This is a genomic window from Streptomyces sp. AC558_RSS880 (genome assembly GCF_019049255.1).
GTDB lineage: Bacteria > Actinomycetota > Actinomycetes > Streptomycetales > Streptomycetaceae > Streptomyces.
On sequence record NZ_JAGMUJ010000207.1, the window covers coordinates 1 to 1,902 of the forward strand.

Annotated in this window: 2 pseudogenes; both read left to right on the forward strand. The window is 65.8% G+C overall.

The features are described from left to right. A pseudogene (locus KUM38_RS40925) lies at positions 1-1,151 on the forward strand (hypothetical protein); the annotation flags it as partial. A 151-nt stretch (positions 1,152-1,302) separates the two neighbouring features. Further along, positions 1,303-1,806, forward strand: a pseudogene (locus KUM38_RS40930) (transposase); the annotation flags it as partial. Positions 1,807-1,902 lie beyond the last annotated feature (96 nt).

Consider the following 1,902-nt stretch of genomic DNA (forward strand, 5'->3'; position numbering starts at 1 on the left):
TGGTCTACCAGGCCCGCCTCCGCTCCCGCTTCGGCCGCGCCTGGCGCCGCAAGGCCCCGGTCGAGTCCCTGATGCCGCTCCGCCTCGCCAAGTACGGCATCCCCCTCACCAACACGGCCGCGGTAGGCGCCGAGGATGCAGCGGCCTTCCCCAAGCGGGCTCCAGCTACGACCCGGCATGAAGACGCACACGCGCCCGAAAACAAGACAGCAGCCCCTCATCAGGCAGCGGCCCCAAAACGCACGGCTCTGTTACAGGCGTCCAACGGCGCAGCGGCACCGGCTCGAGCAAGCGCCCACCGCGCCGTGCCGGATCACACCGCCTCGTCCGGTACTCCCCTCACCGACGATCAGGTACAGCCGCCGTTCAAGGTCCCGCACCAGCGTCACCCACCACACCCCGCACAACCCCCACCGCCACAAAGAGCAGACGCCACGGCCGACCAGTGGTCCGACTGCCCCTCCAACGCCTGGCTGGCCCCCACGCAGAAACCCGGCGCCTTCCCCGACGCGGACGCCCTCGCGGCCTACATGCACGAACGCAAAAAGATCACCAGCATCGGCGGCCACGCCCCCGAAGCGCACGCCGACACCGACTCGTCTCCTATGCAGCAACCGGCCGCTGACGGTGCACCCGCACAGCCGGGCAGCAGATCGCAGGAACCACCCAACGACCCCGAGCAACACCCCGAAAGGACAACGTCCGGCCGACTCAAGGCCCAGCCTTTCGCAGGATCCCCTTCAGCCTCGGAGCAAGAGAAACTCGCCATGCCTGACCGTTACTACCTCGCATGGATGGAGTACCAGACCGAACACAAAATCGAACCCAGCGCCGAACAACTGTCCGCCCATCTCGCGGCCAAAGGGATGCTCGGACGCGGAAACAAACCCGTCAGCCCCTCCAACCTGCGCCGACACTTCCTCCGCTGGCGCATCTACACCATATGGGCCAAGCACCGAGCACACACCCGCGTCCCCCCGATCCAGGACGTGGCTCAAGAATGCGCAACCCACAACATCACCGGACAGTACAACCGCCCCGTCACCACCGACTACATCGCCGCACACACCACCGAATTCGAACGCCGCTGGCAGACGACCGGAACCTCCACCACGCCCGGGCACACAGCAACCACTCAACCGGTGAGATGACCACGAAAAACGGGGGAGTGTCCAATAGACGGCGGATCCGATGATCAAGGAGACGCCTGAAATGAGCGAGACCATCAGCGAGCACGAGACGGTGGAGGAGCCGGTCGTCGAGTCGGCTGCGGAGGCGGTGTCGGACGAGCAGTTGATCTCGATGCTGGTCGACCGAGCCCGTTCCGAGGGCTTGCAGCTGACCGGCGAGGGTGGGCTGCTGCAGCAGTTGACCAAGCGGGTGCTGGAGTCCGCCCTGGAGGGCGAGATCACCGATCACGTCGGCTATGACAAGCACGACGCGGCAGGCCGGAACAGCGGCAACTCCCGGAACGGCACCCGTTCGAAGACCGTGCTGACCGACGTCGGCCCGGTCGAGGTGAAGGTGCCCCGCGACACGGCCGGCACCTTCGAGCCGCAGCTCGTGAAGAAGCGGCAGCGCCGGCTGACCGGCGTGGACGAGATGGTGCTGTCGCTGTCCGCGAAGGGCCTCACGCACGGGGAGATATCGGCTCATCTGGCCGAGGTGTACGGCGCGGAGGTGTCCAAGCAGACCATCTCCACGATCACCGACTCGGTGATGGAGGGCATGGCGGAATGGCAGGCCCAACCGCTCGATCGCGTCTATCCGGTCGTCTTCGTGGACGCGATCAACGTGAAGATTCGGGTTCTGTCGACGATCTTGTGATCCGGACGGCTGAGTACGTTGCTCCGCCTGTTCGCGATCATGCATCGCGTGCTCTCGTGATGTGCTCCTGGAGCT